The organism is Streptomyces sp. NPDC091292 (assembly GCF_044757265.1).
In the GTDB taxonomy this organism is placed as follows: Bacteria; Actinomycetota; Actinomycetes; order Streptomycetales; family Streptomycetaceae; genus Streptomyces.
Window position 1 is genome coordinate 622,238 of the sequence record NZ_JBIVUQ010000003.1, and the last position, 7,431, is coordinate 629,668.

Annotated in this window: 9 protein-coding genes; 5 read left to right on the forward strand and 4 right to left on the reverse strand. The window is 73.2% G+C overall.

What is annotated here, in order from left to right:
* Nucleotide 1: 1 nt before the first annotated feature.
* Entirely contained in the window at nucleotides 2-919 is a 918-nt protein-coding gene (locus ACIQNU_RS14110; protein ID WP_401365578.1) for a sortase, read from the forward strand.
* 90 nt (nucleotides 920-1,009) lie between these two features.
* The gene (locus ACIQNU_RS14115) at nucleotides 1,010-1,828 is read left to right on the forward strand and encodes a phosphate ABC transporter ATP-binding protein (protein ID WP_401365651.1); all 819 of its coding nucleotides are present in this window, start codon (nucleotides 1,010-1,012) and stop codon (nucleotides 1,826-1,828) included.
* Here ACIQNU_RS14115 and ACIQNU_RS14120 read toward each other — a convergent pair.
* A complete protein-coding gene (locus ACIQNU_RS14120) occupies nucleotides 1,809-2,654 on the reverse strand; it encodes an AraC family transcriptional regulator (protein WP_401365579.1) in 846 nt (281 codons plus the stop codon). The genes ACIQNU_RS14115 and ACIQNU_RS14120 overlap by 20 nt on opposite strands.
* 98 nt (nucleotides 2,655-2,752) lie before the next feature.
* On the opposite strand from ACIQNU_RS14120, the gene ACIQNU_RS14125 reads away from it, so the two are divergent.
* Nucleotides 2,753-3,574, forward strand: a complete 822-nt coding sequence (locus ACIQNU_RS14125; protein WP_401365581.1) for an NAD(P)H-binding protein — start codon at nucleotides 2,753-2,755, stop codon at nucleotides 3,572-3,574.
* A gap of 35 nt (nucleotides 3,575-3,609) precedes the next feature.
* Here the strand turns inward: ACIQNU_RS14125 and ACIQNU_RS14130 are convergent, their stop codons facing one another.
* Nucleotides 3,610-4,794, reverse strand: a complete 1,185-nt coding sequence (locus tag ACIQNU_RS14130; RefSeq protein WP_401365583.1) for an epoxide hydrolase family protein — start codon at nucleotides 4,792-4,794, stop codon at nucleotides 3,610-3,612.
* Nucleotides 4,795-4,834: 40 nt separating this feature from the next.
* Nucleotides 4,835-5,515, reverse strand: coding sequence for a molybdopterin-dependent oxidoreductase (locus tag ACIQNU_RS14135; protein ID WP_401365585.1), 681 nt, complete (start codon nucleotides 5,513-5,515; stop codon nucleotides 4,835-4,837).
* 51 nt (nucleotides 5,516-5,566) lie between these two features.
* Between ACIQNU_RS14135 and cynS the strand changes: the two genes are divergently transcribed.
* Both cynS and ACIQNU_RS14145 read left to right on the forward strand, forming a co-directional pair.
* The gene (cynS, locus tag ACIQNU_RS14140; RefSeq protein WP_401365587.1) at nucleotides 5,567-6,013 is read left to right on the forward strand and encodes a cyanase; all 447 of its coding nucleotides are present in this window, start codon (nucleotides 5,567-5,569) and stop codon (nucleotides 6,011-6,013) included.
* A gap of 135 nt (nucleotides 6,014-6,148) precedes the next feature.
* Nucleotides 6,149-6,880 (forward strand): (2Fe-2S)-binding protein, encoded by a 732-nt coding sequence (locus ACIQNU_RS14145; protein ID WP_401365589.1) that lies wholly within the window; start codon nucleotides 6,149-6,151, stop codon nucleotides 6,878-6,880.
* A 104-nt stretch (nucleotides 6,881-6,984) separates the two neighbouring features.
* Here the strand turns inward: ACIQNU_RS14145 and ACIQNU_RS14150 are convergent.
* Nucleotides 6,985-7,431: DNA-directed RNA polymerase subunit alpha C-terminal domain-containing protein (locus ACIQNU_RS14150; RefSeq protein ID WP_401365591.1), on the reverse strand; the 447-nt coding region annotated here is incomplete at its 5' end.

A 7,431-nucleotide genomic window follows, 5' to 3' on the forward strand; every position in this document is an offset into this window, starting at 1 on the left:
GGTGGTCCAGAACACCCTGGAGCGCGCGGTCGGCGCCCCACCGGCCGGCCGGGCGCGCGAGGTGCGCCCGGCCGGCCCGGCGCTGCGCGCCACCGGCACCGCGCTGACCATCCTGGCCGCCCTGCTCCTGCTCTTCGTGGCCAACCTGGGCCCGCTCGGCGACCTGCGGCACGGCCGCGACCAGAAGGTGGCGCACTCCGAACTCCGCGCCCAACTCGCCAACGCCACCGCACCCGTGGGGCCCCGCGACCCGAAGGGCAACCCGTACCCGACCGGCACCCCCGTGGCGCTCCTGGAGATCCGGCAGCTCGGCCTCCGGCAGGTCGTCGAGGAGGGCACCACCTCCGAAGTGCTCGCCTCGGCGCCCGGCCACCGCCGGGACACCGTGCTGCCCGGCCAGCCGGGCGTCAGCATCGTGATGGGCCGGCAGGCCGCGTACGGCGGCCCGTTCGCGCACATCGACCAGCTCGAAGCGGGCGAGACGTTCACCGTCACCACCGGACAGGGCCGCCACACGTACAAGGTGCTCGGCGTCCGCCGCGCCGGAGACCCCCAGCCGCCGCTTCCGGCGGCCGGGAAGGGCCGGCTCACGCTGATCACCGGCGACGGGACCGCGTTCCTGCCCGCCGGACTGCTCCGCGTGGACGCCGACCTGGTCTCCGCCGTACAGCCCGGCGCGGCCCCCCTGCACACGCCCGCGTCGCTGCCCGACGACGAGAAGCCGATGGCCGTCCAGAACGGGGCCTGGCTGCCGCTGGTCCTCTGGGGCCAGGCGCTCGCGCTCGCCGCCGCCGCGCTGACGTGGATACGGGCCAGATCGGGCCGCCGCGAGGCGTGGGTGGTCGGGGTCCCGGTCCTGGGCGCCCTCGCCTTCTTCACCGCGGACCAAGCGGCCCTCCTCCTCCCGAACCTCCTGTGACACCGCCCCCGTGACACCTCCTGTGAGCCCCACCAACGACACCGTACGAAGGACATCACCGTGACCGCGTCCCCCGCCGACACCGTCCCCCTGCCCGCCGCGGCACCCCCGTCCCCGGCCGCCGCCGCGGGCGTCGCCGCCGAACTGGAGGCCCGCCAGATCTCGGCGTGGTTCGGTGACCACAAGGTCCTCGACCGGGTGTCGCTGACGATGCCGGCCGGCCGGGTCACGGCGCTCATCGGCCCGTCCGGCTGCGGCAAGTCGACGTTCCTGCGCATCCTCAACCGCATGCACGAGCTGATCCCGTCGGCCGCGCTCGCGGGCGAGGTCCTGCTCGCGGGCGACGACGTGTACGCGCCCGAACGCCGCCTGACCGATGCCCGGAAGCAGATCGGGATGGTGTTCCAGAAGCCGAACCCGTTCCCGGCGATGTCCGTCTACGACAACGTCACCGCGGGCCTGAAGCTCACGGGCGTCCGGATGGGCAAGGGCGAGAAGGACGAACTCGTCCGGTACTGCCTGACCAAGGCGGGCCTGTGGAACGAGGTCAAGGACCGGCTGCGCCAGCCCGGCGGCGCGCTCTCCGGCGGTCAGCAGCAGCGGCTGTGCATCGCCCGCTCGCTCGCGGTCCGCCCGCGCGTGCTGCTGATGGACGAGCCCTGCTCGGCGCTGGACCCGACGTCGACGCGGCGCGTCGAGGAGACGATCGGCGAACTCGCCGGTGAGGTCACCGTCGTCATCGTCACGCACAACATGCAGCAGGCCGCCCGCGTCTCGGACCGTTGCGCCTTCTTCCTCGCCGAACAGGGCACCCCCGGCGGCATCGTGGAGCACGGCGACACGGACGCGATGTTCCACGACCCGAGGGACCAGCGGACCGCGGACTACGTCAACGGGCGGTTCGGATAGCCCGGACAGCGGCGTCCGCGCGGCGGTGCTCGCTCGGGCTCACGCCCCGGACCCGCTTGAACGCCGCGCTGAAGCCGAACGCGTCCGCGTAACCGACCCGGCGGGCCACCGTCGCGACCGTCGTGGCCGGGGCGTCCGCCAGCAGATCGGCGGCGAGCGTCATTCGCCACTCTGTGAGGTAGGCGAGCGGCGAGTCACCGACCACGTCGGCGAAGCGCTTGGCCATCGTCGTACGGGACACTCCGGCCTCGCGGGCCAGTGACGCGAGCGTCCACGGCCGGTCGGGGGAGGCGTGGATGGCGCGCAGCGCCGGGCCCGCCACCTCGTCGGCGAGGGCGCGGTACCACCCGGGCGGCGCCGCCTCCGGCCGGTCGAACCAGTCCCGCAGGGTGCAGACGAGCAGCCAGTCGAGCAGCCGGTCGAGGACGATCTGCCGGCCGGGGCGTTGCGCCTCGGCGAGCTGCGCCTCCAGGTACTCGCGCATCGCGTCGCACCCGTCGGTGTCCGGCACGACGAGCAGCGGCGGCAGGACCCGCAGCAGCCGTCGCGGCACCTCGCGCCGGATGTGGTACGTGCCGACCAGCAGGACCGCGTCCCCGCTGAACGTGAACGCGTCGGGCCCGCGCACGATCGCCGTCTCGCCGACCTTCAGGGCGCGTTCGTCCGCGCCGCCGCTGACGGTGCCGTCGCCGCGCAACGGCACACAGAGCGTGAGCGCCGCCCCGTCCGCGAACCGCACGGGCGCGTCCGGCACGGTCGTCACCGAGAGGTCGAACAGGGCGCCCTCGGCACGGACACCGAGCAGGAGATCGTCGAAGGGGTCCATACCCGTCAGCGTACGGTCGTGGGTTCCGCGTACGGTCGGACATCCTTCGCGGACGGCGGCACATGGGACGGCGGATGCCCTTCGGGCACGCTGAGGACATGGCAGACGAGATCTTGATTCTGGGTGCGACCGGCAAGACCGGCCGACGGGTGGTACGGCGGCTGCGGGAGGCCGGGCGGAGCGTACGCGCGGCCTCCCGCTCCGGAGAGACACGCTTCGACTGGAACGAACAGGAAACCTGGGCCGCAGCCGTGGCGGGTATCGCGACCGTGTACCTGATCGCGCCGGACGATCCGGCCCCGGTGGACCCCTTCGTACGGCAGGCCGTCCGCGCGGGCGCCGGCCGCTTCGTGGTGCTGTCCGGACGGGGCGCGGGCGAGTACGAGGGCGGCCCCGGCGCGGGCTTCGGGGACAGCATGGTCGCCGCCGAGCGGGCGGTGCGCGCGTCGGGCGCGGACTGGTCGATCATCCGGCCCAACAACTTCGCGCAGAACTTCGACGAGGACATCTGGCGGGCGCCCCTGCTGTCCGGCCGGCTGGCCCTGCCGACCGCCGGCGTTCCCGAGCCCTTCGTGGACGTCGAGGACGTGGCCGAGGTGGCCGCTGCCCTGCTGACCGAGGACGGACACAGCGGCCGGATCTACGACCTGACCGGACCCCGCACGCTGCCCTGGGCCGACGCGATCGCGATCATCGCGCGGGCGGCGGGGCGCGAGATCGCGTACGAGGACATCAGCGACGCGGAGTACCGGAGCCAACTGCTCGCGCAGGGCGTGCCGGAGGACGCGGTGGCCGCGCTGGCCGGCATGTTCGCCCTGCACCGCGCCGGGCTCACCGCCGAACCGGCCGACGGCGTCCGGCGCGTGCTCGGCCGCGAGGCGACGGATTTCGAGGTGTACGCGGAGCGGGTGTGGGGGTGAGAGGGGCGCGGGTGTGGGGGTGAGCGGGGCGGCTTTCAGGCGGTGGCCGCGGCCCGGAACGGGCGGAAGAACGCCCGCAGTTCCTCCGCGTACAGCTCGGGCTCCTCGAAGGCCGCGAAGTGGCCGCCGCGCGGTGGTTCGCTGACGCGGACGGCGTTCGCGGTGCGGGCGAGCCAGGCCCGGGGCGGGCGGACGAGGTCGCCGGGGAAGAGCGAGAAACCGGACGGCACCTCGACCCGGCGGGCGAGCTGGGCGGGCGGGATCGCTCCGTTCGCGCGGTACATGCGCATGGACGAGCCGATCGTCCCGGTCAGCCAGTAGATCGTGAGATTGGTCAGGATCTCGTCCTTCGTGTACGCCCGCTCGATGTCGCCGTCGCAGTCGCTCCAGGCCCGCATCTTCTCGACGATCCACGCGGCGAGCCCGGCCGGTGAGTCGGTGAGCCCGGCGGCGGCGGTCTGCGGCTTGGTGCGGTGCATCGCGGCGTACGCGCCCTCGGTACGGCCCCAGGCCGCCCCCTCTTCCAGCCAGGCGCGCTCCTCGGGCGCGAGGTCGGCCGGGTCGCCGCTGAAGACGGGCACCCCGGCGTCCGTACGGTGCACGGCCACGACCCGGTCGGGGTGGTCCAGGGCGAGGTAGCGGCTCACATGGCTGCCGATGTCGCCGCCCGCCGCGCCGAACCGCTCGTACCCGAGGACGCTCATCAGCCGCGCCCACAGTCCGGCGACGGCGATCGAGTCGAGGGGCGGTCCGGTGGGCCGGTCGGAGTACCCGTAGCCGGGCATGTCGGGCACCACGACGTCGAACGCGTCGGCGGGGTCGGCGCCGTGGGCGGCCGGGTCGGTGAGGAGCGGGACGACCTTCGTGTAGCGCCAGAACGAGTCCGGCCACCCGTGGCTGAGGACGAGCGGGAGGACGGGTCCGGCCGGTGCGACGGCGCGTGCGTGCACGAAGTGGATCCCGAGCCCGCCGATCGGCACCCGGAACCGGTTCAGCCGCCCGAGCGCGGCCTCCTGCGCGGGCCAGTCGAACGCGTCGGCCCAGTAGGCGACCAGCTCACGGAGGTACCCGACATCGGTGCCCATCGCCCACCCGCCGTCCTCGGGCGCGTCGGGCGCGTCGGGCCAGCGGGTCGCGCGCAGCCGCCGTCGGAGATCCTCCAGCTCAGCCGGGGTGGTCTGCGGGACGAACGGTTCGGGCCGGGGCAGGTCATCGGGCATGCCCGGATGCTAACGCGGCGTCAGGCGCCGGGCGCGGTCGTCATCGTCGTGTGGGCTGCGGCGGGCCGTCGCCGGGCTGTTCCTGGTGGGAGTAGCGCTGTTCCTTCCAGGGGTCGCCGATGTTGTGGTAGCCGCGCTCCTCCCAGAAGCCGCGCCGGTCCTGCGTCAGGTATTCGATGGCGCGCAGCCATTTGGGGCTCTTGTAGCCGAAGAGGTGGGGGACCACCAGGCGGAGCGGGAAGCCGTGTTCGGCGGTGAGGGGTTCGCCGTCGTGATGGGTGGCCAGGACGGTTTCGGGGGTGGTGAAGTCACCGATGCGGAGGTTGGCCGCGTAGCCGTACTCCGCCCAGGCCATGACGTGGGTGACGTCCGGTGCGGGGGGCACCAGGTCGAGGACGGCGGTCGCGGGGATGCCGTACCACTCGTGGTCCGTCGAGGTCGGCCCGGTGGCGCAGTGCAGATCGGCGACGACCGTGGTGCGGGGGAGCGAGGTCAGCTCGTCGAACGTCCAGGTGTGCTCGGCGCCGGTGCCGGTGGCGCCGAAGACGCGCAGGTTCCAGCGGTGCGGGCGGAAACGGGGGACCGGGCCGTAGTGCGAGACGGGCCAGCCGTGCACGGCGCGCTGGCCGGGGGGAACGCCACGGTCGCTCTCCACGCGTGCTCCTTCCTTCGGCCGGGTCCGATGCCCGGCGCCCCTGACTACTCTGGTCCAACGTGCCATCAGGACCGTTGTCGGACCACCGTCGGACCACCGTCGACAAGGGAGACGCACATGCTCAGCAAGCGGGAAGCCGCCGAAGCCGTACGTCAGGCCAAGGTGAGGACCGGAATCACCTGGGCCCAACTCGCCGAAGCCGTCGGCAAGCCACTCGCCTGGACCACGGCCGCCCTGCTCGGCCAGCACCCGATGGGCAAGGACGAGGCGACCACGGCGGCGGCGCTGCTCGAACTCGGCGACGACGCCGCCCTCGCCTTCCAACTCCAGCCGACCCGGGGCGCCCTGGACGCGGCCGTCCCCGTGGACCCCACGATCTACCGGCTCTACGAGGTCGTGCAGGTGTACGGCCCGACCATCAAGGAGCTGATCCACGAGCAGTGCGGCGACGGCATCATGAGCGCGATCAACTTCCGCCTCGACGTCCAACGCGTACCGGACCCGGCAGGCGACCGGGTCGTCATCACCCTCGACGGCAAGTACCTGCCGTACCAGTGGGATTGAACCCGCCCGGTTGCTGGGAGGCGATCACGCGGAACCGAGTGCGGGAAATCGCCGAGACCGTCCTTCACCCCACCAGCGACAACGCCTGATCCGAGACGCCGCCGCCCCCTCACAGAAACCGGAGCCCGTCGCCGTATGACCAAGCCTCCTACGGCAAGCGCGGTCATCGGGGAGATCGCCGTGCTCGGCCCGTTCTTCGCCGTGGACACCCACCCGGCCGGTACGGAGCCGCCCGATCCCTGGCAGCCGATGTCCCGTGCGCTCCTCGAAGCCCGGGTGACCGGCGTACGGGAGCGGCTGGCCGTGGCGGGCGGGCAGCCGGGCGACGCGGTCGAGATCCGGGTCGCGGCGTCCGTGGCCCACCTGGGGCTCGCCGCCCGGTTGGTCTCCCCGGCGCTGGCCGCCGCCGTGCTGCACGGCCTGGTGCTCGCGCCCGGCCTCGCGGACCTGCGCTGGCAGCCCGTGACCGGCGGCCCGGTCCCCTTGTCGCTGCCCGACGACACCCTCGCCGGTGACCCCGCCACCACGCCGACCCGGCTCGCCGACGAGCTGAGCGGGCGCCTCCTGGACGGCCCGCTGCGCGAACTCGCCGCTGCCATGGAGGAGTTCTCGCTCTCCCGGCACATCCTGTGGGGCAACACGGCGTCCGCCGTCAACGGAGCGGCGACCATGATCACGGCAGCCCGTCCGGATCTCACCGCACGGACCCGCACCCTCACCTCACTCCTCCTGGCACGCCCCCCGCTGCGCGACACCAGCACCACGACGCCCGAAGGAACCTTCCGGCGCCGTAGCTGCTGCCTGATCTACCGTGCCGCACCCGGCGGCAAGGGCGCCCTGTGCGGGGACTGTGTCCTACGGCGCTGACCGGGGCGGTGCCGACCCGGCCACTCGCTGAAGCGGGCGGACCGGGTCGTCACCGCAAGATCCGAGCGGCCGGGCCGCGACACCCGGCCGACGGGGCGCAGCGGTCAGTACTGCTCGGTCTCCACGAACCCGGCGTCCGCGTCGTGGTCCGCACCCAGGGCGGCGACGGTCGGGTCGAATCCGGGCGGGCTGTCCTTGAGGCCCAGACCCAGTCCGGCGAGCTTCGCCTTGACCTCGTCGATGGACTTCGCACCGAAGTTGCGAATGTCCATGAGGTCCGCCTCGGAACGCGCCAGAAGCTCACCCACCGAGTGGACGCCCTCACGCTTGAGGCAGTTGTAGGAGCGGACGGTGAGTTCCAGCTCCTCGATCGGCAGCGCCAGATCCGCGGCGAGGGCGGCGTCCACCGGGGACGGGCCCATGTCGATGCCCTCGGCGTCGATGTTCAGCTCACGGGCCAGACCGAACAGCTCGACCAGGGTCTTGCCGGCCGACGCCATGGCGTCACGCGGACGCATGGCCTGCTTGGTCTCGACGTCGACGATCAGCTT

What these genes read in the sequence shown, in the direction of transcription:
- ACIQNU_RS14125 (WP_401365581.1), top strand. Translation starts at nt 2,753, where the DNA reads ATGGCAGACGAGATCTTGATTCTGGGTGCGACCGGCAAGACCGGCCGA.
- cynS (WP_401365587.1), top strand. Translation starts at nt 5,567, where the DNA reads ATGCTCAGCAAGCGGGAAGCCGCCGAAGCCGTACGTCAGGCCAAGGTG.
- ACIQNU_RS14130 (WP_401365583.1), bottom strand. Translation starts at nt 4,794, where the DNA reads ATGCCCGATGACCTGCCCCGGCCCGAACCGTTCGTCCCGCAGACCACC.
- ACIQNU_RS14135 (WP_401365585.1), bottom strand. Translation starts at nt 5,515, where the DNA reads ATGGCACGTTGGACCAGAGTAGTCAGGGGCGCCGGGCATCGGACCCGG.
- ACIQNU_RS14120 (WP_401365579.1), bottom strand. Translation starts at nt 2,654, where the DNA reads ATGGACCCCTTCGACGATCTCCTGCTCGGTGTCCGTGCCGAGGGCGCC.
- ACIQNU_RS14145 (WP_401365589.1), top strand. Translation starts at nt 6,149, where the DNA reads ATGACCAAGCCTCCTACGGCAAGCGCGGTCATCGGGGAGATCGCCGTG.